General features: G+C 61.7%; 20 protein-coding genes. 7 read left to right on the top strand and 13 right to left on the bottom strand.

The features are described from left to right. Positions 1 to 40 precede the first annotated feature (40 nt). Positions 41 to 1,882 (bottom strand): single-stranded-DNA-specific exonuclease RecJ, encoded by a 1,842-nt coding sequence (recJ, locus tag ABIE49_RS39230; protein WP_192735755.1) that lies wholly within the window; start codon positions 1,880 to 1,882, stop codon positions 41 to 43. 895 nt (positions 1,883 to 2,777) lie between these two features. Here recJ and ABIE49_RS39225 point away from each other — a divergent pair. Then, positions 2,778 to 2,990, top strand: coding sequence for a dodecin (locus ABIE49_RS39225; RefSeq protein WP_192735754.1), 213 nt, complete (start codon positions 2,778 to 2,780; stop codon positions 2,988 to 2,990). A 49-nt stretch (positions 2,991 to 3,039) separates the two neighbouring features. Here ABIE49_RS39225 and ABIE49_RS39220 read toward each other — a convergent pair whose 3' ends face one another. From ABIE49_RS39220 to ABIE49_RS39210, 3 genes are all read right to left on the bottom strand, one after another. Further along, entirely contained in the window at positions 3,040 to 3,321 is a 282-nt protein-coding gene (locus ABIE49_RS39220; RefSeq protein ID WP_354067309.1) for a hypothetical protein, read from the bottom strand. 157 nt (positions 3,322 to 3,478) lie between these two features. Beyond that, a complete protein-coding gene (locus ABIE49_RS39215; RefSeq protein ID WP_354067307.1) occupies positions 3,479 to 4,339 on the bottom strand; it encodes a hypothetical protein in 861 nt (286 codons plus the stop codon). Between the two features lie 325 nt (positions 4,340 to 4,664). Beyond that, a complete protein-coding gene (locus tag ABIE49_RS39210) occupies positions 4,665 to 5,594 on the bottom strand; it encodes a hypothetical protein (RefSeq protein WP_354067305.1) in 930 nt (309 codons plus the stop codon). Between the two features lie 536 nt (positions 5,595 to 6,130). Here ABIE49_RS39210 and ABIE49_RS39205 point away from each other — a divergent pair. Continuing rightward, positions 6,131 to 7,006, top strand: coding sequence for an ornithine carbamoyltransferase (locus ABIE49_RS39205; RefSeq protein WP_192735751.1), 876 nt, complete (start codon positions 6,131 to 6,133; stop codon positions 7,004 to 7,006). A gap of 142 nt (positions 7,007 to 7,148) precedes the next feature. Here the strand turns inward: ABIE49_RS39205 and ABIE49_RS39200 are convergent, their stop codons facing one another. The 3 genes from ABIE49_RS39200 to ABIE49_RS39190 all read right to left on the bottom strand — a co-directional run bounded on the left by ABIE49_RS39200 (position 7,149) and on the right by ABIE49_RS39190 (position 10,002). Beyond that, the gene (locus ABIE49_RS39200; RefSeq protein ID WP_192735750.1) at positions 7,149 to 8,255 is read right to left on the bottom strand and encodes a DUF2336 domain-containing protein; all 1,107 of its coding nucleotides are present in this window, start codon (positions 8,253 to 8,255) and stop codon (positions 7,149 to 7,151) included. Positions 8,256 to 8,331: 76 nt separating this feature from the next. After that, entirely contained in the window at positions 8,332 to 9,372 is a 1,041-nt protein-coding gene (locus ABIE49_RS39195; protein ID WP_192735749.1) for an HD-GYP domain-containing protein, read from the bottom strand. Positions 9,373 to 9,576: 204 nt separating this feature from the next. Then, positions 9,577 to 10,002 carry a hypothetical protein gene (locus ABIE49_RS39190; protein ID WP_192735748.1) on the bottom strand — a complete coding sequence of 142 codons (426 nt, stop codon included), beginning with the start codon at positions 10,000 to 10,002 and terminating at the stop codon, positions 9,577 to 9,579. Between the two features lie 285 nt (positions 10,003 to 10,287). Here ABIE49_RS39190 and ABIE49_RS39185 point away from each other — a divergent pair, with 285 nt between their 5' ends. From ABIE49_RS39185 to ABIE49_RS39175, 3 genes are all read left to right on the top strand, one after another. Then, entirely contained in the window at positions 10,288 to 10,422 is a 135-nt protein-coding gene (locus ABIE49_RS39185; RefSeq protein WP_354067302.1) for a hypothetical protein, read from the top strand. A gap of 249 nt (positions 10,423 to 10,671) precedes the next feature. Then, positions 10,672 to 11,754 (top strand): methyl-accepting chemotaxis protein, encoded by a 1,083-nt coding sequence (locus ABIE49_RS39180; protein ID WP_192735747.1) that lies wholly within the window; start codon positions 10,672 to 10,674, stop codon positions 11,752 to 11,754. A gap of 189 nt (positions 11,755 to 11,943) precedes the next feature. Continuing rightward, positions 11,944 to 12,984: an IS110 family RNA-guided transposase gene (locus tag ABIE49_RS39175; protein ID WP_192740894.1), complete on the top strand. Its 1,041-nt coding sequence runs from the start codon at positions 11,944 to 11,946 to the stop codon at positions 12,982 to 12,984. Between the two features lie 374 nt (positions 12,985 to 13,358). On the opposite strand, the gene ABIE49_RS39170 is transcribed toward ABIE49_RS39175, so the two are convergent. The 6 genes from ABIE49_RS39170 to ABIE49_RS39145 form a co-directional block, all read right to left on the bottom strand. Next, positions 13,359 to 14,078 carry a haloacid dehalogenase type II gene (locus ABIE49_RS39170; RefSeq protein ID WP_192740847.1) on the bottom strand — a complete coding sequence of 240 codons (720 nt, stop codon included), beginning with the start codon at positions 14,076 to 14,078 and terminating at the stop codon, positions 13,359 to 13,361. A gap of 37 nt (positions 14,079 to 14,115) precedes the next feature. After that, positions 14,116 to 14,565 (bottom strand): GNAT family N-acetyltransferase, encoded by a 450-nt coding sequence (locus tag ABIE49_RS39165; RefSeq protein WP_192740848.1) that lies wholly within the window; start codon positions 14,563 to 14,565, stop codon positions 14,116 to 14,118. An 11-nt stretch (positions 14,566 to 14,576) separates the two neighbouring features. Then, complete coding sequence (gene glpX, locus ABIE49_RS39160) at positions 14,577 to 15,575, bottom strand: class II fructose-bisphosphatase (RefSeq protein ID WP_192740849.1); 999 nt, start codon at positions 15,573 to 15,575, stop codon at positions 14,577 to 14,579. Positions 15,576 to 15,682: 107 nt separating this feature from the next. Beyond that, the gene (locus ABIE49_RS39155; protein ID WP_192740850.1) at positions 15,683 to 17,002 is read right to left on the bottom strand and encodes a homoserine dehydrogenase; all 1,320 of its coding nucleotides are present in this window, start codon (positions 17,000 to 17,002) and stop codon (positions 15,683 to 15,685) included. 79 nt (positions 17,003 to 17,081) lie between these two features. Next, complete coding sequence (locus ABIE49_RS39150) at positions 17,082 to 18,302, bottom strand: LL-diaminopimelate aminotransferase (RefSeq protein ID WP_192740851.1); 1,221 nt, start codon at positions 18,300 to 18,302, stop codon at positions 17,082 to 17,084. A gap of 279 nt (positions 18,303 to 18,581) precedes the next feature. Continuing rightward, entirely contained in the window at positions 18,582 to 18,875 is a 294-nt protein-coding gene (locus ABIE49_RS39145; RefSeq protein WP_192740852.1) for a hypothetical protein, read from the bottom strand. Positions 18,876 to 19,172: 297 nt separating this feature from the next. Here ABIE49_RS39145 and ABIE49_RS39140 point away from each other — a divergent pair, with 297 nt between their 5' ends. Together ABIE49_RS39140 and ABIE49_RS39135 are read left to right on the top strand one after the other, a co-directional pair. Next, positions 19,173 to 20,978 carry a PHA/PHB synthase family protein gene (locus ABIE49_RS39140; protein WP_192740853.1) on the top strand — a complete coding sequence of 602 codons (1,806 nt, stop codon included), beginning with the start codon at positions 19,173 to 19,175 and terminating at the stop codon, positions 20,976 to 20,978. A gap of 70 nt (positions 20,979 to 21,048) precedes the next feature. Continuing rightward, positions 21,049 to 21,447: an MAPEG family protein gene (locus ABIE49_RS39135; protein WP_192740854.1), complete on the top strand. Its 399-nt coding sequence runs from the start codon at positions 21,049 to 21,051 to the stop codon at positions 21,445 to 21,447. Positions 21,448 to 21,454: the final 7 nt, after the last annotated feature.

Raw genomic sequence — 21,454 nt, 5'->3', positions numbered from 1 at the left:
CCCGTTTTTGGTTGTTGGTTTTGTCGCCTGGTGGATGAACCTACCTGATCAGGGCCGGTCCCTGATCCGGCACGGCAACGTCGATCACGCGCAATTGCACGCGCTCGGTGCCTTGATAGCGGTCGACCGCCAGCGATCCTGCGACATGAAGGGGCTGGCCGCGGTTTTGCGTCAGTGCGTGGCCGAGCTTTTGCCCGACGGACCGGAAGGCGATGCCGTTGACGATGACGCCGTCGCCGGACTTGAAGCGCACGCGCAGATGCGCCTGCCCCACTTCGTCGGCATAGACCAGCTGATGCGCCGGCAGTGCGATCACAGGCTCCGGATTGCCGGCGCCGAACGGCCCGGCGCGGTTCAGGATGCCTGCGAACTCCGGTGTCACGCTGCGGGCGCTCACCGCGCCGTCGATGAACAGCTCGTTTTCGTGACGGGAGCTGGCGACGTCTTCGGCGAGCGCGCTTTCCATATAGGCGCGAAACTCCGCGAGCTTTTCCTTGCGCAGCGTCACGCCCGCGGCCATGGCGTGGCCGCCGCCTTTCATCAGCAGTTTTTCCTTCACGGCCTGCCGCACCGCCTTGCCGAGGTCGACGCCCGAAATCGAGCGGCCCGAACCGGTGCCGATGCCGCCGGGCTCCAGCGCGATTGCAAACGCCGGCCGCGCGAATTTCTCCTTCAGCCGCGAGGCGACGAGGCCGACGACGCCGGGATGCCAGCCTTCGGAGGCCGTGACGATGACGGATCCCTTATCCTCGAGCCCGAGCGAAGCCAGCGCCTCGGCTTCGGCCTGCGCTTCGGCCGCCTGCTCGATGATGCGGCGCTCGGAGTTCAGCCGATCGAGTTCGGCGGCGATCCGCGCGGCCTCGGAGATATCGCCTTCCAGCAACAGCCGTACGCCCAAATCAGCCCGGCCGATGCGGCCGCCGGCATTGATGCGCGGCCCCAGCATGAAGCCGAGATGCCAGGCCTCGGGCGGCCCGTTGAGCCGCGATACGTCCATCAGCGCGGTATGCCCGACATGGTCGCGGCGGCGCATCGCAATCAGGCCCTTGGCGACGAACGCACGGTTGAGCCCGGTCAAGGGTGCGACATCGGCCACGGTGCCGAGCGCCACGTGATGCAGCATCCCCAGAAGGTCCGGCTCCGGCCGTTCGCTGTTCCAGAAGCCGCGACCGCGCAATTCCCTGTTAACGGCGACCAGCGTCACCAGCACGAGGCCGACGGCGGCGAGATAACCGAGGCCCGAAAGATCATCGGCGCGGTTCGGGTTAACCAGCGCATCGACCTCGGGCAGTTCGTCTCCGGTCTGATGGTGATCGATGACGACGACGGACATGCCGAGCTTTCGCGCTTCCGCCAGTGGCTCGATGCTGGTGGTGCCGCAGTCGACCGTCACCAGCAATGTCGCGCCCTTGCCCGAAAGCGCGCGCACGGCCTCCACATTGGGCCCGTAGCCTTCAAAAATGCGGTCGGGAATATGGATCAAGGGATCGAGCCCGCAGTGGCGCAAATGCCAGGTCAGCAGCGCCGCGGAGGTCGCGCCGTCGACGTCGTAATCGCCGAAGATCGCGACCTTCTCGCCGCGCGTGGCCGCGTCCGCGATACGCTTGGCCGCGGTTTCCATCTGCGTCACGGTGTGGGGGTCGGGCATCAGTTTGCGGATGGTCGGATCGAGGAAATCCTCGACCGCGTCGATCTCGACATCGCGGCCCGCGATCACCCGCGCCAGCATCTCCGGCAGCTGGTAGCGCTGCACGATCGCCAGCGCCTTCGCCGCGCCCCTGGCATCGAGCCGGTCGCGCCACAATTTTCCCGTCGCCGATTGCGACACGCCGAGAAACGCCAGCGGCAATTCAACGGGCAAAACGGTTGCGGGAGGCGTCATGGGGCTTTCGGTCTAGCGGGCCTGGGGTCAGCCCGCCATATCTGCGCAGTTCCGGATTCAATGTCAAAGCAAAGCAGACGTGCGTCAACCGCTCGCGGCGCTGGGCGCCCGAGTCTTGCGGGAGTTTTCGCCCCTCGAAGTCAGAGGGCGCAGGGAATGCCGGATGCGCGCTGCACCCGCGGTCTCATGTGCGATTGTGCATAAGAATGCTGCACATGAGCATACAGGGCAGCGGAGAACATCCGACATTCCCTGCGCAATGGCTTTACGGCTTATGACGCGCTCTCCCCGGTGAGACGGCCTCTATTGCCACCGTCGCCTCTCGGAAGCGTTAGCTTCTTCAGAGCTTGACGCCGTTACGGGCGCCAGGACCACACGCTTTCGCCGTACGCGTCAGCCGCGACCGTCAATCGCAACCTCGGCGTCCACCGCATCCCCGTCCCTCGTCGTGACGACGGCCGACGCCCCTCTGAGTGGGACGGGATGGCGATAGATGCACACTGATTTGGGTCGGATGGAAAGAGAAATATTTTTGATTTACAGAAATTTTGTACTTGACATGATTTCCGTAAATCGGAACTGATTTGCCCGACGGGTTGTTTTGTCGCACTCAGCCGCCATTGCAAGCGGAGCGAAGCAATCCAGCCACAGCCTGGGCGAGATGGATTGCTTCCGCCTTCGCTCGTTGAGCTACGGCGGACAAGTCGCTCCGCTCGCAATGACGGGATAGGACGATATCCGATTTAGACCGCTAGATGCGCCTGCATGGGAACCACTCCGGTTGCATCTGGTTATTGTTTGCGAAGCCGCGACATCCCTTGTTGTTGTCGCATCGTCGCCTTCGGTCGGGGCGAAGGGATGCATCAAGGGGCGCAATCGGCCGGGAGGGTCCAAAATGAAAAATCACGTTTACAAGATTCTTGAGATCGTCGGCTCGTCTCAAACCAGCATCGAGGACGCCATCAATACGGCAGTCGAACTGGCCGGCAAGACGATCCGAAACATGGACTGGTTTGAAGTCGTCGAAACCCGGGGGCACATCAAGGACGGCAAGATTGCCCACTATCAGGTGACCCTCAAAATCGGGTTTACGCTGGAGACGCAATAGCTGGCGGCAAGAGCGGATTACGCCTCCGGCTCAATCCGCTCCACGGCCTTCATTGCATCCTCGCGAGTTCATGCGTCAGCGGGAACTCGTTTTTGAGCCAGAGATATTCGTCCCGCTCAACGATGACGGCGCCCGGGGCCATGGTTTTTGCTTCCGGCCAGATTCCCATCAGTTTGCCGTCGATAAAGATGCGATGATCAGCCGCTCGTATTTCTCCACCCGGCGGCCGGGAGAAGTAGTAGCCAAACATGTCGCGGTAGCAGTAGGCAAAACCCTGGTCAGCGCCGTTCGCGGTGTCGGCGTGAAGGTCGAACGCGCCTTGTGTCTTCATCCGCTCGGTTGCCCAAGGAAAACCTGTCTCAACGCGAACCGGGATTCGTAACCCCTGACCGGACGCTAACGATTTTGGGTCGCGCTCGATATGACCCACCCCCGAGCGGCGGTTGACTCCCTTGCCTTCATAGAAGGTGGCAAGACCGCGCGGCTCCTCACGATCCAGGAGTCCCCGCCGCCTGGCCTCGGCACGAAATTTCTCCCAGTAATGCGTGACGTCCGGCTTTTCCTCGAACAGGATCGGCCACGCGATTGGCCACCCAAGCAGCCAATAATGGGGATGAGCCGGCGGCCATTGCGCCCTGATCAGTTCCTGCAGATCGGAGGGAATGGGGACCCGGAGAAAGGAATAGCAAGACATGCGCAACAACAGTTTGTTGCGCGGATCTTCCCTTGGGGAAAAACCCTTCGCCACGGAAGTAGCTTCGCCCGTTGACGTGATCCTCACGCCGACTTCCGATCGGGACAATGTTGTCCTTCCACTTGGTCTCGCGCCACGCCCTGTAATCGGCTTCGGTTGCTTCTGTAATAGTGGCGCGATGAAATTTCAGCTTCGAGACCGGCTGCTCGTAGGCGCTCTCGTGAAGATAAGCGACGAGAAACTCCAGGTTGCCAGCATCCGGCGCCCAGAACACGACGGGAAGGAAATCGGCAGGAATCGGCTCCTTCGCGAAATCGCGGTCGCAAACGTTCGGGCTCTGCACCAGCACGCCCTCGCCGTTCTTCGTGCGAACGCCGAAAATATAGGGCGCCCAGATCGCGCGAACGCTTCGGCCCTCGCCGAGGATCTGTCTTTCCTGCGAGCCGCAGCCGATAATGACTTCGATATTGAGCGGCTCGCCGCCATGCGACAGTTCGACGACCATCCGGTAAAACCAGCCGAGCTTGATGCCTTCGGACGTAGCGGGCTGGCAGCCTGCCAGTGCTGCCAAAAGGAACAGCGACGAAGAAGCAAGTACGACGCCCTTACGGACGAGATTCGCAGCTGCAGTCGACATGACACCGGCATTCGCCATTGAGGAACCGCCTCAGGGAAACCGGAACAGCCATGCGATTGTTCGCTCGGGCCCCGAATCTATTAGAGACACTCAAGCCCAAGTTGTAAACATGCCCGTAAAGGGTTGGAGCCGAAGACGTAATAGTCAACTGTAGGATGGGTGGAGTGAAGCGATACCCATCACCTCTCGTCGTTGATGAACTATGATGGGTTTCGCTGCGCTCTACCCATCCTACGAACTCTCATTGTATAAAGTAACCACAAGCAACCGGGACCGCTTCCATGGTGAACGTTCGCCCGCTTCAATCGCGCGATCCCCATTGGCACATCCGGGCTACGCTTGTTCATTGCATCCTCGCAAGTTCGTGCGTCAGCGGAAACGGGGAAAGATCTCTCAGCCACAGATACCGGTCGTTCTCGACGATCGCCGCGCCAGGCGCGACGGCAGTGGCATTCGGTAATGTTGCAACGAGTTGCCCGTCGATGAAGAAACGCTGCTCCACGGCACGCGCTCGACCGTTGGGAACATGCTCAACGAGATAGTGGCTCCACATATCGCGGAAGCAGTATGCAAAACCGTGGTCCGCGCCATTTGCCGTGTCGATGTTGATATCGAGCGTCGTTTGCGATAACAGGCGATCGCTTGCCCACGGATATCCAGTCTCCACGCGATAGGGGATTCGCAATCCCTGTCCGGAAGCGACCTCGGACGGAACGAGTTCGATGTGGCCGACTCCCGACGGGCGGTTGACCCCTGTGCCCCGGAAGAAGCTCGGCTGAGACCCTGGTATTTCGCGATTCCATCGCGCTGCCGACCGAACGCCGCCGCCCAGCTGATCCGGATACTGATTCTGCATCGTGAAGATGGTCGATCCATCGATTAGCCAATAACGCGGCTTGTCCGCCGGCCATCGTTCGCGGATCTTGTCCTGGAGCATCCCTGTGATCGGCACGCGCAACATCGCGTGACAGGACGGCCTGCGTGTCTCGACGTTCCTGGGATCGCCCTTCGGAAAGAAGCCGAAGCCACGAAAAAAGCTTTGTCCTTTGTTGTATTCATCGTCGCGGTCGCCGAGCGGGACGATGTTGTCTTTCCATTTGGTCTGAACCCAAGCTTCATAATCGGCCTTGGTTACCTCGGTGAAAGCAGCCTTATGGAATTTGAGCTTTGCGACCGGCTGCGCGTAGGCCTGTTCGTGCAGGTAGGCGATCATGAATTCGAGGTTGCCGGCGTCGGGGGCCCAGAACACCACTGGCAGGAAATCCGCCGGCATCGGCTGCTTGGCGAGTTCCCGGTCGCAGATATTCGGGCTCTGCACCAAAACGCCCTCGCCGTTTCTTGTGCGAACTCCGTAGATGTAAGGCGCCCAAATCGCGCGCGCGCTTCGCCCTTCGCCGGGGATTTGCCTGACCTGCGAGCCGCAGCCGATAATGACTTCTATATTGAGCGGCTCGCCGCCATGCGACAGTTCGACGACCATCCGGTAAAACCAGCCGAACTTGATGCCTTCGGACGTAGCGGGCTGGCAGCCTGCCAGGACGGCCAATAACAACAACGAAGAGGCAAGTACGACGGCCTTACGGACGAGATTTGCGGCCGCAGTCGACATCACACCAGCATTCGCCATTGAGGAACCGCCTCAGGGAAACCGGAACAACAATGCGATTGTTCGCTTGAGCCCCGAATCCATTAGAGACACTCAAGCCAAGGTTGTAAACAAGCCCGTAGGATTGGAGCCGAAGAAGTAGTTCCACGCCGAGCGCACATCCGGATGGGACGCCGTTAATTGAAACTAAGAGCAAGAGAGCAATGAGCGAGAAAATCCGCGAGCTTCTGGCGATAAGCGATCTCAATGCCTCCGACGCGATGGCGATCATCGAGCGCGCCCAGGAGATGGCGGCGCTTTGGCGCCAGCGACGGATGGTTCAAAGCCTGGCCGGCCGTCGAATCGTGCTGGTGGTGAACGACTCCGGCTGGAGGAACACGACGGCTTTTGACCTAGGCATCCAGGCCATGGGCGGCATTTGCGTCCATGCGCCATTGCAATGGGATACGCGGGAGGACTTGCAGGATCTCGCCGCCTATCTCGACAATTGGTTCGACGGAATTGTAACCCGTGCGCCGGATCTGGCCGTCATGCGAAGTCTCGCACATTTTGCGCGGGCACCTGTCATCAACGCCCGGACCCGGCAAAACCATCCCTGCGAAACGCTCGGCGATCTGGCCTTTCAGCTCCACCGGCACGGCCGTATCGAGGGGATCAAGGTCGGGGTTGTCGCTCCAAAATCCAATATTCTGGGATCGTGGATCGAGGCTGCGGCGGTCCTGCCGATCAACGTCGTCCAGGTCCATCCCGACAAGTGGCTCGACCGCGATGCTGCGGCTTCCACGCCGCGCTTTCGTGCCAGCGCCGATATGAACGAACTCGCTGATGCCGACCTTGTCGTCACCGATTGCTGGGCAGCCGATGCTGAGCCCGAGGAGTTGGTTGATTATCAGGTCACGCCCACAGTGCTGGACAGGCTCCACCCGGAGGCCGACTTCGTGCCCTGCCCTCCGGTATCGCGTGGCAAGGAAGTGTCCGCTGAGGCGATGACGCATCGGGCATGTCGCGTTATCGAAGCCAAAGCATTTCTGCTCCACGCCCAAAATGCAGTTCTGGAGTGGGCATTCGACGTCTCCTGACGTCAGCGCAAATTTCTAGAGCCTTTTCCGTTCCGATGGAATCGGAACGGGGCTCTGGATTCTTGTTTTGACGCGTTTTCTTTACGCGAACCGGTGTCCACCCCCGGATCAAGTCCGAGGGCATGCTTCGCTGGAAAACGCTCTACTGCCGCGGTGCAGCAGCACAATCGATCTTTTTCGCCGCCATTCGATCGGCTCCAAACCGCGCCGTCCATTGCGCCACGGACAGCAACAAGGTGTCAAATACCTCGTGAGCTTGATCGAGCTCCCGTTGCGTCGGCGGCGCGCAACCGGGCCGATTGCGGATGATCATCGTCATGGTCGACCAGCTTAACCTGCTGGCTCTGCACGCCACGATCAGTCCATACAACCGCTCCGGTTCGATCAACGGCTCAATTGCCTCGATCTTCACCTCGGACAACAATGAGAGTGCGGCCACCACGTGGACGTATTCGCTCCGAACCGCAAACCGGTTCACCGTTGAATCGTTGAGCTTGCCGGCGCGATTGAGCGCCAGGACCTCGCTCTGCGCCTGTGTGTAGTCAATCTTCTTTTGCGGGGCGGCGCTGATCGGTTTGGCGTTCGTCCCACGCGCCTGCACAGCCGGTCGCGGTGCCGTCAAAAATCGCGCCCGTACGATGTCGGTCGCCTTTGTCAGCAGCTCGCGCAGCAAATTCGCAGGAATGTCCAGGCGGAGGCCGAGCTTTTCGGCGAGGCTTTCGTCACGCTCGGCCCTTCCGACAAGCGTCGCGTAGCCGCATTCGGAGAACCGTGCTCCCGCATTTCGAGCGAGCGCGTTGGAGACGTTGACGTCGCCAAGCCTCATCAGCGCATCGGTCAGCGTTTCGCTGAGCGCATTTCTGCCGGAGATCGCCAACAAATGCTGCTGGCTGCGGCTCTTGACGATCTCAACAAGGTCCGCTTCCGACAGGCGATTGGAGTTTCGCAGAACGGGCGCGGCCACCAGGGGGTCATCGTGAAACGCGAGTTTGCGGATGGTCTCGCACGGCGCTAGATCCGTCGTGGACAGGGCTTCGCTCAGATGGACCAGGGTTGACGCCTCGATCCGCCCGATCAGGGGCACAAGGACGCCATCGAACGCAGCTATCTGGGATTCACGGAGGCGATCGACATTGGACAAGAACAAGGCCGCCACCTGCTTCAGGATTCGGACATCCCGCTGAGCCGACTGATCCTTTGCGGCGCCGGTCAGTTCCGCGATTGAATCCGGCGATGCTGCGGCAACCATGGCTAGTCTAGCTCCATATAAGAAGTCCGGGCTGAAATTGCAGGAAACGGCGCAAACCTCGTTTCGCAGTTTTGGATCATGTCGTTAGCGCCACGCTCTGAAACGCCTTGACGAGCGACCGCTCCAGCTTTCCATCCATGGCGCACAGGATCTTGTAAGCATCCTGCCGGGACATTGCCGGTCGGTACGGCCGCGACTCGATGAGCGCGGCGAAGATGTCGGATATCGTCAGCAATCGTACGAGGTCGGAAATCTCCGGCGCGGTCAGCGCATCGGGATAACCGGAACCATCCAGAAACTCGTGGTGGTGCCTCACGCCATCAAGGGTCTCCGGGCTAATTCCCGGCAGAGCCTTCAACAATTCATATCCGATAATCGGATGGCGCTTCATGATCTCTTCTTCGCCCGGGTCAAGACGTCCGGGCTTGTCGAGAATAGCCAGGGGAATGCGTGCCTTGCCGACATCGTGCAGCGTGGCGGCCAGTCCGAGCCGCCTTATGTCTGCGTTGGAGAACTTGATACTGAGGGCGAAGCCGACCGCCACTCCAGTCACCAGCAGGCAGTGCTGGAACGTGCCCTGGTGATAGCGGCGCACGTCGTCAAGCCAGACGCCAAGTCCGTTTTGCTCGATACCGTTGATGATCTCCGATGTGGCGTCCTCGGCACTCGAAAGCGTTATCGGTTTGCCCTCGCGTATCGCCGAAAACATGGATGCGAAGGCCACCGCAGCACCGGTGATCTCGGTTGATGCGACGGCGATGCCGGCCTGCGCCGCCTTCTGGGCGACGTCGATTTGCTCCAGTTTCGATATGATTTCTTTTGGACGCGAAACCACGGCTGTCGCGCCAAGGGCATACGCCTGGGCCACCATGTGGTGCAGATGGCTTTGAACGACGAACAGCCTTTCCGAAGCGCAGCGCAGCTCCTGCAGGACGCGCTTGATCTGTTCTACCGGGGCTGGCTTGCGCAGGTCGGCGTCAATCATCAATACGCCGCCTGAGCTGATCTTCGCGTTGCCGGTCCCCAGCAGCTGGGACTGAACGTCATATTGCGGTTCCAGCATCGCGCGGATGGCTGGAATTTTCGCAGGCTCATCCGTAACGAAATGCACAAGCATTTTGGTGCCACCTGTGAAAGCCGCTCTGCGGTCTTTCCGGTTCAGCGAAGGTAACGGCGTACAATTATTCCGAGCAATGCAATCAATAACGCGCAATTGTACGCAAACCTCCCTAACGGGAGATTGCCGCGAAGCCGGCTTCTCTCCGGACTTCTACGTAACCTTGTTGGGTGATGTAACGGTGGAACCGCCTTGCGGCCCTGATCAAGCCGGCGTGACGACAACGTAGGGAATGCTGATCAAGATAACGGCGAGTTCTACCGCATTGCACAGCATGCCACCCCAATGCAGCCGCCGCAGCCGGCGTACCGCCTCGGCGTCACCGGCGTCCCTGGCCTGGAGCTGCGCATCCCACCGCTGCAGAAACCAGCGGCGCGTCCAGACCGCGAACGCCGCGATCAAGGCAATAGCAAGGGCGACAAACAGCCGGCCCGTCAGGGCAACGGCGACCGTCCCGACGGCGCCGGCAATGGCCACCATCAGGAAATAGGAACTGAACATGCCGCGCAACAGCTGGGTGACCGGCGGGATGTCGAGCGACACCAGCAGAAAGGCCGGCGCCGCCAAAAGGAAATATCCCATCGGAAACAGCAGGACGACGGTGGCGAACAAGGCGACGGGATCTGGCATTATCGATCACCCTTTCTTGCCCAGCGGGCGCGGGTTTTTCCGGCGAAAGCTTACCGCAATATCCGCCGGAAGACAGCTGCCGCACTATTGGGCTTTCGTCGGAGTGGCACGCAGCGCGGATTGCGCCTTCTGCGAGCGACGCCGGACACATGTCGGCTCCAATCCGCCTTGCGGGCTGTTGCCGTTTCGGTTGTCACCCAGGGAACAGCGCCGCCGTAGCCGATCCGTCATTGTCCTGATCAGGCCGATGCAATGTTGCACCGGGACAGCAACAGGAGAAGCAACATGGAACGCGCGAACGAAAAGCCGATCGAACTGACCGCAAAAGAACTGGACGCGGTGACCGGCGGCAAGCTGGGCAACGGCACCCTGCCCTTCAACCCCTTTTCCCCGCCCTCGGTCCCGAAGAAGACCTACTGACCAGCGCCGGCGAACCCCGACCTCTCCCGTCGGGGTTCGCGCCGCTGCGCAGCGGAGCCCAGCCGCTGCCTAAAAAATGACCTGCACAAACAACGTGCAACTTGCCTCCGTACAACTACGCAAGCCGGCCCGGAAAATAAACCCGCCATTAGGCAAGACTCGCGACAACGGATGGAACGTGCGCCCACCTAAATCCCGATTCGCTCTGCAGGAGATCGATCGAGGGGGCGAAGGCAGAGGAAGTTCCAGATGTCCGTCGCGCTTGCAAGATCGACCGCCAAAACCGCGGCCCGTTCAGCAACCGACGAGGATGAATCCGACATCTCCGCGCTGATCTCCCGGCTCACCGCCGAGGTCAACCAGGTCGCCTGCGACAAGACCAAATCGATCCAGAAGATCACCAACCAGATGAAGATGCTGGCGCTGAACGCGCTGATCGAAAGCTCGCGCGCCGGCGCGCAGGGCGCCGGCTTCGCCGTGGTCGCGCAGGAAGTCCGCAATGTCGGCCAGCAGGTCGAGACCATCGCGCGGGAGCTCGAAAGCCAGCTCACCAACCGCACCGGCGATCTGATGAACTCGATCGCGCGGATGAGCGACCGGTCGCGCGGCGAGCGCATGGTGGATCTGTCGCTGAACGCCATCGAGCTGATCGACCGTAACCTCTATGAGCGCACCTGCGACGTGCGCTGGTGGGCCACCGATTCGGCCGTCGTCGACTGCGCGGCCTCTCCTGATGCGGCGGCCGTAACCCATGTGTCGGAGCGGCTGGCCGTGATCCTCGGCGCCTACACCGTGTATCTGGATTTGTGGCTCTGCGATCTCGACGGCAACGTGCTGGCCAACGGCCGGGCGGATCGCTATGGCGTCGTCGGCCAGAACGTGGCGTCGACCAAATGGTTTCGCGACGCGCGGGCTTTGCGAACGGGCGACGACTATGTCGCGGGTGACGTCGAATCCCAGCCCCTGCTCGGCCATGCCCAGGTCGCCACCTATTGCGCCAGCGTCCGCGCCGGCGGCAAGGCGAACGCCGCCGCGACCGGCATTTTGGCGATCCACTTCGACTGGGAAGCGCAGGCCCGCGCCATCGTCCAGGGCGTGCGCGTCGGCGCCGCCGACAAGGCCCGCGTGCTGCTGGTCGATTCGCAATTCCGCGTCATCGCGGCCTCCGACGGCCAGGGCATCCTCACCGAGCGCGTGCAGCTTTCACTGGATGGACGGCGCAGCGGTTTCTACCAGGACCGATCAGGCACGCTGGTCGCGTTTCACGCGACGCCGGGATACGAGACGTATCGGGGGCTTGGCTGGTACGGGGTGATATTGAGCGCGGCGTAGCTGCGGAGTTTTCCTGCGTAGATGGGGTAACGGGCCCCGGTCTGCCTTCCAAGCAAGCCGCGCTTGCTACGGCGCTGTTGGGTGCGCGCTTCGCGCGGCTTGCTTGGAAGGCGGGCGGTCGTCCCTCACATGGATGGTGTTTACGGAGTCGAGGATGGACCTCGCTCCAAGCATCAAGGAGAGACGACCATGGAGTATTATGCAGGAATCGACGTGTCATTGGAATGCTCAAGCGTGTGCGTTGTTGATGGGAACGGCAAGATTTTCCGCGAGAGCAAGGTGGCAAGCGAGCCGGCGGCGCTGATCGGTTGGTTCACCTCGCTCGGGATCGGGCTGGGCCGGATCGGGCTGGAAGCTGGGCCGCTGTCGCAATGGCTGTACGCGGTGATGAAGCAGGCTGGGCTCGCAGTTGAGCTGTTGGAGACGCGGCACGTGCACGACGCGTTCAAGGCGATGCCAGTGAAGTCGGACCGCAATGACGCACGGGGGATCGCGCAACTGATGCGGCTGGGCTGGTTCCGGCCGGTTCACTGCAAGTCGGTGGCGGCGCAGGAAGTGAGAGCCTTGCTGACGGCGCGCAAGCTGGTTCAGAGCAAGCTTCTGGACGTCGAGAACAGCCTGCGCGGGATCTTGCGCGGCTTTGGGCTGAAGGTCGGCAAAACGACGGGAACAGATTTTGCTGGACGGATCAACGAGTTGGTGAAGGGGCATCCCAACCTGGAAGTGATCGCAGAAGCGCTGCTCAAGGTGCGGACCGTCCTGCTGAGCGAGTTCAAGGCCTTCGAGAAGCGGGCAGGCAGGATGTCGCTGATGAATGCCAAGGCCAGGTTGTTGATGTCGACGCCTGCGGTGGGGCCAATCATCTCACTGACCTATGCCGCAGCGATCGATGATCCCGCGCGGTTCACATCCTCCAAGCAAGCCGGGTCGCATTTTGGGTTGACGCCGAAGAAGCACCAGTCCGGCGAGACCGACCGATCGGGCCGGATCAGCAAGATCGGCGACGCTTCCGTGCGCGAGGCGCTCTACCAGGCCGCTCACATCATGCTGACGAAGCCGATCAAGGGATGTTCGCAGCTCAAGAGCTGGGCGATGCGGATCGCCAAACGGGCCGGCATGAACAAGGCTAAGGTCGCGCTGGCCCGCAAGCTCGCCGTGATCATGCATCGCATACTCAAGGACGGTGCGCCCTTCAATCCGGCCACCAAGGCTAACGCTGCAACGGCTTAGGAGCAAAAACGACAGGTTTTCGGGCGGGTCACGACACCAGCCTTCCCGAAGCGAAGTCCCTTCGCCGGGACGATGGATCAGGTCAGGCCGACATCCGGGATGTCGACACATCGAACGATGTGATCACGCTTCCGTAGATTGGCCGACCTATCCTCTTACGAACCCCATCAGGCGACGGCCCTTGCGCCGATCCCGTACAGAAGCAAGTTCCCGGCGAGCGGATGACGCAAAAGGGATTGACTAATCGAGGCCCGTTACAGAAGCCCGGATGAGCCAACGGGTCGCGCGAACGCGCGCCCGATGATAAACTCCGCGACATCCGGGAGCCTCTCGTTCTGATGCCCGCCTATCGCTCCGCTCATGCGGGCTACTGGTTAGCACCCCATCCTGTCCGCGATTCCGCCAAAATCCTTCGCAACAATGTCCCAGTCGCCCTTGGCTTCGAAATCGTATTTCTGCAGGGGGCCGTATTCGGTCGGGCGCGCGACGAAGGCGGTCTTCAAACCGTATTTCTGCGCGGCTTTCAAATCCTGGTTATGCGCGGCGACCATCATCACCTGCTCCGGTGGCAGGCACAGCAATTTTGCCGCGCCGAGATAGGTTTCTGGGTCGGGCTTGTAGTGCTCGAACAGTTCGGCCGACATGATCAGGTCCCACGGCAGCCCGCCGAATTTTGCCATGTTGGTCAAGAGTGCGACGTTGCCGTTGGAGAGCGGCGAGATGATGTATTTTGTCTTCAGCCGCGCGAGACCTGCGACGCTGTCCGGCCAGGGATGCAGGCGGTGCCAGCCCATGGTGAGGTAATGCAAATCGGCGTCGTTGAGCCCTGATATTCCGAGTTGCACAACCAGCTTTTCCAGCGATTGCCGGTGCAGCGTGTCGAGGATCATGTAGCCGCGTTCGGGGTGTTTTCTCACTTCATCCATCGAGGCCGAATAGACCGCGCGCCAGCCGTCAACGAGCGCGGTCCAGTCCGCCTTGATGTCGCGTTTCTCGGACCACTTTGTAAAATCCGCGATCAGGCTGCTGCGCCAGTCGACGACGGTGCCGAACACATCGAACACCAACGCTTTCACCGCCGAAATATCAGACATACTCTCTCCCTGTTTCTTGTTCTTGATTGGACGAAAACTAAATCACCTTTCGGTACTGGATGAATCCGAGATTGTCGGCAACCTTGTCGTAGAGCGCACGCGCCTGCGCGTTGCTCGATTGGGTCAGCCAATAGACCCGGCTTGCCCCCGCCGCCTCGGCCTTCTGGTACACCGCCTCGATCAGCGCGCGCCCCAGCCCGTGGCCGCGCGCGCCGTCCGCGACGTACAGATCTTCGAGGTAACAGTATCGCTTCGGCGCCCAGGTCGAGCGATGGAACAGGTAATGCGCGAACCCGGCGAGCCGGCCATCGACATAACCGCCGAGCGCAAACATCGTCTCGTCCGGATCGTGAAACCGCGACCAGGCAAGATCGCTGACGTCCTGCGTCAGCGCCGTCTTGTAGAAGGCGAGATAGCCGTCCCACAGCGGATTCCATGCCGCGCGCTCGTCTTCGCCGATCGGCCGGATGATGATTTCTCCAGCCATATTCAAACCTCTCAATCGAGGTGGAACTTGTCCAGCTGCCGGTGCTCGGCCTTGATGTAGCGGACAGTACCAGTGACCGAACGCATCACGACGGTTTCGGTTTCGATGACGTCCTTGCGGAACTTGACACCGGACAGCAGGGAACCGGTGGTAACGCCGGTCGCCGCGAACAGGCAGTCGCCCCGCGCCATGTCCTCGATGCCGTAGATCATCTTGGGATCGGTGACGCCCATCTTGTGGGCGCGCTCGCGCTTTTCCTCGGAGTCGAGGATCAGGCGGCACTGCATCTGGCCGCCGATGCAGCGCAACGCGGCCGCCGCCAGCACGCCCTCGGGCGCACCGCCGGTGCCGATATACATGTCGACGCCGGTGTTGTCAGGATCGGCGCAATGGATCACGCCGGCAACGTCGCCGTCGGTGATCAGGCGAACCGCGGCGCCCGTGCTGCGAACGCCGGCAATGATGTCGGCGTGGCGCGGACGATCAAGCACCAGCACGGTGATTGCTGCGGGGTCGACGCCTTTTGCCTTGGCAAGCCGGCGCACATTGTCGGCGGGCGAAGCGTCGAGTTCGACCACGCCCTTGGCGTAACCGGGGCCGACCGCGAGCTTTTGCATGTAGACGTCGGGCGCGTGCAGCAGCGTGCCGCCATCGGCCATCGCCATGGTCGCGATCGCGCCCGGCATGTTCTTGGCGCACAGCGTGGTGCCTTCGAGCGGATCGACGGCGATATCGACCTGCGGGCCGGCGTTGAGGCCGACCTTCTCGCCGATGAACAGCATCGGCGCCTCGTCGCGCTCGCCCTCGCCGATCACGATGGTGCCTTCGATCGGCAGCTTGTTGAGTTCGCGCCGCATCGCGTCGACCGCAGCCTGATCGGCCGCCTTTTCCTGACCGTGGCCGCGCAAACGCGCGGCCGAAACCGCGGCGCGTTCCGTTACCCGCACGATTTCAAGCGTGAGAATGCGCTCGAGCAACAGCTGCGGCGGGACGGAAATATGGGTCGACATACCAAGCACTCCTTTGAGTCTTCACAGCGGACCATACGGTCCGCCTATTCGTTTCTTTGTGGCGCACAATCCGTGGATTGCGCGTACGCGCGATCACCGGAATCGCGCTAGTTCTTCTCGATCCGTATTACCTGCGGCCGGCCGCTGATCACCTTGTCGCGCTGCACCGCTTCCAGCGCACGATAGACCGCATCTTCCGACGTTGCATAGGTAATCAGAATAACCGGAACAGGTGACGCTTTCTTGGTCGACCCGTTGGCGTCAACGCCGTCGGGATGACGCTGCACGATCGATTCCAGCGATATCTTCTGTTCCGCCAGACGGGTCGCGATGGTGGCAGCGGTTCCAGCGAGGTCGCGCGCCATCAGGCGAATATAATAGCCGCCCTCATGGCGTTCCATCGGCGCTTTTGTGGTCGCGCGCAGGCGCTCAACCGGGCGTCCGAACGGCTTGGCGCGAATCCCGCGCGCCACATCGGCGATGTCGGCAACGACGGCGGACGCGGTGGCCGCGCCTCCGGCGCCCGGGCCGACCAGCGTGATCGGCGGGATGCCCTCGCCGTCGATGGTGACGGCGTTGGTGACGCCCATGACTTGCGCAATCGAGGATGATTTCGGCACCATGGTCGGATGCACGCGCTGTTCAATTCCCTTCGCCGTCCGCACCGCGACCCCAAGCAATTTGACCCGATAGCCGAGTTCCTCAGCGGCGCGCAGATCTTCCGGCGCGATCGAGGAGATTCCTTCGACGTAGACCGCGCTCTGTGCAACCTTCGTGCCGAACGCGAGGCTGGCCAGGATAGCAAGCTTCTGGGCGGTGTCGTGGCCATCGACGTCGAACGACGGATTGGCCTCGGCATAGCCGAGCCGCTGCGCGTCCTTCAGGCATTCGGCGAACGACAGGCCCTCCTGTTCCATCCGGGTCAGGATGTAATTGCAGGTGCCGTTGAGGATGCCGTAGACGCGATTGACTGACGTGCCGGCCAGCCCCTCGCGCAGGGTCTTGATGACGGGGATCGCCGCCCCCACCGCCGCCTCGTAGTTCAGCGCGCCGCCATGCTTCTCGGCGGCCTTGGCCAGCCGCACGCCGTGCTTGGCGATCAGCGCCTTGTTGGCAGTCACCACCGACTTGCCCGATTTGAGCGCCGCCTCGATCGCCGACAGCGCCGGATCGCCGGAACCGCCCATCAGCTCGACGAAGCAATCGATGCCGGGGTGATTGGCCAGTGCCAGCGGGCTTTTGACCCATTCGATGCCGCGCAGATCGAGCTTGCGCTTCTTCACCTTGGAGCGCGCGGTGACGGCGACGACGCGCACCGCGCGTCCACTGCGCGCCGACAAGGTCCGCGCCTGCGCTTCGATGAGGCGGACGACTTCGGCGCCAACAGTGCCGAGCCCCGCGATGCCCACTTTCAGGGGTGCGACCATGACCAAAAAACCTGCCGAAGAGAGCTAACCAAGCACGATCTGGTTCCGAAAACCGGAAGTCCGCTTTTCGGGATCATGCCTACCGCCGGTTGGCGAGAGGAACCACGTTGTGCAACGTTTCAATGCCGCTTTCAAGGAAGCGCCGCACGCCGCGCGCGGCCTGGCGAATACGCTGCTCGTTTTCCACCATGGCGATGCGGACATAGCCCTCGCCGTGCTCGCCGAAGGCAACCCCGGGCGACACCACCACGCCCGATTTCTCCACCATCAGGGTGGCGAACTGCATGCTGCCGACGCCCTCAAAGGCTTTCGGCAGCGGCGCCCAGGCGAACATCGAGGCGGCCGGCGGCGGAATATCCCATCCCGCGCGGCCAAAACTTTCCACCAGCGCGTCGCGGCGCTTGCGGTAAGTGTCGCGCATCTCGCGAATGCAATCATCCGGTCCGTTCAAGGCCGCGGTGGCCGCGACCTGGACCGGCGTGAACGCGCCGTAGTCGAGATAGGATTTCACCCGCGCCAGCGCGGCGATGATGCGCTCGTTGCCGACGGCAAAGCCCATACGCCAGCCCGCCATCGAAAACGTCTTCGACATCGAGGTGAATTCGACCGTGACGTCGATCGCTCCGGGAACCTGCAACACCGAGGGCGGCGGGTTTTTGTCGTCGAAATAGACTTCGGCATAGGCCAGATCCGACAGGATGAAGATCTCGTGCTTCTTCGCGAACGCCACCAGATCCTTGTAGAAATCGAGGTCGGCGACATAGGCGGTCGGATTGGACGGATAGCAGACGATCAGCGCGATCGGCTTCGGGATCGAATGGATGATCGCGCGCTCCACCGCTTCGAAGAATTGCGGCGTCGGCTCCGACGGCACTGAGCGGATCACCCCGCCCGCCATCAGGAAGCCGAAGGCGTGAATGGGATAGCTCGGATTGGGACACAGCACGACATCGCCGGGCGCGGTGATCGCCTGCGCCACATTGGCGAAGCCTTCCTTGGAGCCCAGGGTCGCTACGACCTGGGTTTCCGGATCGAGCTTGACGCCGAACCGGCGCGCGTAATAGGCGGCCTGCGCCTTGCGCAGCCCGGTGATGCCGCGCGAGGCCGAATAACGGTCGGTCCGCGGCTTGCCCAGCGTATCCTTCAGCTTCTCGATCACGTGGGCCGGCGTCGGCAAATCCGGGTTGCCCATGCCGAGGTCGATGATGTCGGCACCCGCGTTCCGCGCGGCCGCCTTGGCCCGGTTGACCTGTTCGAACACGTAAGGCGGCAGACGGCGGATGCGGTAGAAATCTTCCATGGGACCCTTGCTCCGACGACCAGCGGGACAGAATCGGTAGAATCTGCGGTTTTCGAAGCCGAATTCGGCTTCGTCCAAAACTCGCGCTCAATCAATGATTTAGAGCGAATTCAGGCGCAAGATCCTGTGTGCCGGACCGTGATGCGGTTGAATTAAGGCTCTTTTAGCACGGGTGCCCCGTAGCGCCAGAGACTATAGCGTTCTCAAGCGAAAGCCTGCCGGGACTTCATTTGGGGCGGCAGCCGGATCGCGGTCACGAACGCGTCAAAAACAGGCAGCTTATTTGGCGGCAGGATTTGCTGCGGCCGCGGCCGCCTGACGATCCCGCGCGGCACGCAGTTCGGCCTCGATCTTGGCCTGCTCCGCCGGCTTGATGACAGCCTCGTCGCGCTCCGGCGGCAGGTCGTGGACCGGCAGATAGCCCCCGGCGGCTTCCTTCGGACGCGCGGGCGCGTCGCCCGGCACGCCGACGCCTGGCAAATCCGCGATCGAGGTCGAGCAGCCGCTGACCGCGAGCGCGGTTGCGAACAGCGCGGCCATCGACCACAGCCTTATCATCCGATCCACCGGCATCCGTGCGGAAGTCCCCAATACCTGTCCCGTTGCCTTAGATCGTTTGCACTGTGCGCGTTGGCAAGGGCTGTTGGTATGCGCCTTGCAGCGCTGGATCGTCGAGCTGCGTCAAATTCTCCGCAACCCTTCAAACCATTGTCGCCCGAAACGATTAAAGCCAGAACAGGTAACTCAAACGGTGCGGCTTCAATGTGTCCGAACGGAGAAATCTTATCGCAGTGCAACAGGATTAACCCAAACCTACCGCCGCCGTCAGGCGCGGTGACGAACTCGAAATGAAGCTATAGTGTCCCAGACATGACCGACGTTAACACCGAAATCCACGCTGCGAAATCCTTCAACGCTGAAGCCTTCGCCATGAATATCGCCAGGGCCATGGAGAGCAGTGGCCAGGCGCTCGCGGCCTACCTGAAGCCGCGCGAAAACGGTGAGCCGAAGGACAAACCGCCGAATGAGATCGCCGAGGTGATCAAGACCTTCAGCACGGTCGCCGAATACTGGCTTTCGGACAAGGAGCGGGCGTCCGATCTGCAGGTCAAGATGGCCAAAGCCTACCTCGATCTCTGGGGCTCGACGGTGCGCCGCATGGCCGGCGAAGAGGCCCCGCCCGCGATCGAGCCGTCGCCGCGCGACAAGCGATTCAAGGATCCGGAGTGGAAGACCAACAAGTTCTTCGACTTCGTGATGCAGCTTTACCTGCTCACCACGCAATGGGCGCAGGAACTGGTGAAGAACGCCGAAGGCATCGATCCGCACACGCGCAAGAAGGCCGAATTCTACGTCCAGCAGATCAGCAATGCGATCTCGCCGTCGAACTTCGTTTTCACCAACCCCGAAGTGCTGCGCGAGACGCTGGCCTCGAACGGCGACAATCTGGTGCGCGGCATGAAGATGCTGGCCGAGGACATCGAAACCGGCCGCGGCACGCTGCGTATCCGCCAGTCCGATCCCACCAACCTCGTGGTCGGCGTCAACATGGCGACGACGCCGGGCAAGGTGATCTTCCAGAACGAGCTGATGCAGCTGATCCAGTACACGCCCACCACGGAGACCGTGCTGCGCACGCCGCTGCTGATCGTGCCGCCCTGGATCAACAAGTTCTACATCCTCGATCTGAAGCCGGAAAAATCCTACATCAAATGGTGCGTCGATCAGGGCATCACCGTGTTCGTGATCTCCTGGGTCAATCCGGACAAGGAACTCGGCAAGAAGACGTTCGACGACTACATGAGGCAGGGACCGCTGACCGCGATGGACGTCATCGAAAAGGTCACGGGCGAGATGAAGGTTCATACCGCGGGCTATTGCGTCGGCGGCACCCTGCTCGCCTCGACCCTGGCGTGGCTCGCCGAAAAGCGCCGCGTGCGCGTCACCTCGGCGACGTTCTTTGCAGCCCAGGTCGACTTCACCCATGCCGGCGATCTCCTTGTTTTCGTCGACGAAGACCAGATCTCGGCGCTCGAACGCGACATGGCGTCGGCCGGCGTGCTCGAAGGCAGCAAGATGGCGATGGCCTTCAACATGCTGCGCTCGAACGACCTGATCTGGTCGTACGTCATCAGCAACTATTTGAAGGGGCAGCCGCCCTCCTCCTTCGACCTGCTGCACTGGAATTCCGACGCGACGCGGATGCCGGCAGCCAACCATTCCTTCTACTTGCGCAACTGCTACCTGGAGAACCGGCTGTCCACCGGCAGCATGGTGCTTGATAACACGCTGCTCGACCTCTCGAAGGTGAAGGTGCCGGTCTATAATCTGGCGACGCGCGAAGATCACATCGCGCCCGCGGATTCGGTGCTGTACGGCTCGCAGTTCTTCGGCGGGCCGGTCAAATACGTGCTGTCCGGATCCGGCCACATTGCCGGCGTGGTCAACCCGCCGGCGTCTGGAAAATATCAGTACTGGACCAACGACAACATCAAGGACGTCACGCTGGCCGACTGGCTCAAGAACGCCACCGAGCACAAGGGATCGTGGTGGCCGGACTGGCGTCAATGGCTGGAGGGCCTCGACGCCGAGATGGTGCCCGCGCGCGCGGTCGGCTCCGAGGCGATGCCGCCGATCGAGGATGCGCCCGGCAGCTACGTTCGCGTCCGCGCGTAGCGCAAGCCCGCGGGGTTGGCTATAAGCTGATATCCCGTATCGGGAATCGAAATCGAGCGAGGGGGAAACGATGACGCGTGAACTGTTCTGGCTGACGCTGACCGTGATTTTGACCGGTCTGCTGTGGGTCCCCTACATCATCAACCGCTGTCAGATCCGCGGCCTTTCCGGCGCCATGGCCAATCCCTCGCGCAACGACAAGCCGCATGCCGAATGGGCCAACCGGCTGATGTTCGCGCATGACAACGCGGTCGAGAACCTCATCATCTTCGCCCCCCTGGTGCTGATCCTCAACGCGGCCGACTATTCCACCAAATGGACCGTGATGGCCTGCATGGTCTATTTCTGGTCCCGCGTCGCGCACCTGATCGTCTATACGCTCGGCCTGCCGGTGTTCCGGACGCTCGCCTTCACCGTCGGCTTCCTCGCGCAGGCCGTGCTGGCGCTGGCGATCTTCCAGGTGCTCTGAGCGACGC

It is taken from the genome of Bradyrhizobium sp. OAE829, assembly GCF_040546575.1.
Taxonomy (GTDB): Bacteria; Pseudomonadota; Alphaproteobacteria; order Rhizobiales; family Xanthobacteraceae; genus Bradyrhizobium.
Note: the sequence above shows the minus strand (reverse complement) of the source record. Positions and strands in the feature narration are given on the sequence as shown.